This is a genomic window from Photobacterium sp. GB-210, from assembly GCF_003026075.1.
GTDB lineage: Bacteria > Pseudomonadota > Gammaproteobacteria > Enterobacterales > Vibrionaceae > Photobacterium.
Map to the genome: position 1 here is coordinate 1 of NZ_PYNU01000077.1, position 501 is coordinate 501.

A 501-nucleotide genomic window follows, 5' to 3' on the forward strand; every position below is an offset into this window, starting at 1 on the left:
AGACATTTGAGAGTGATATATACAGTGAGCGTGAAATTCACGACATCACTTTCCCATGGTGGGGCTTGGTCTATTTTTACGCAGTGACTTTTGCGAAAGGTACCGCAATAATTATGATGCCGTTAGCATTTGTTCTTCTGGGGATAATATATCTCGTAACCAACATTTCACCGCAATCATCAATCGATATTTTGACTTTTCTTTTATACATATTGATCCCATCCTTACTCATTTGGTGGTCTTTCTCTTTTTTTAATGGAAAATTACCCATTAAAACGTTATTTTCATTAAGCCGAGAAACGGGCATGGTCACATTGCATGGCTTCGGTAATAAGGTGCGATTTAGTCACCCTTTTGTTGAGTTTGATTGCTATCTGACAACATCGCCAACCCCACAAGGTTTTATTAATTATCAACTGTTTCTTGTTCATCGTTATAATGGTTATAAACATGGGGTTCCCATTGGCCGTTTTATCAATGGTTCAAGAGATCTTGATGAAT

The 501-nt window shown here is 37.5% G+C and carries 1 pseudogene; it reads left to right on the forward strand.

Annotation, left to right across the window (positions count from 1 at the left end):
• Positions 1 to 501: pseudogene (locus tag C9J38_RS21715) on the forward strand (hypothetical protein); the annotation flags it as partial.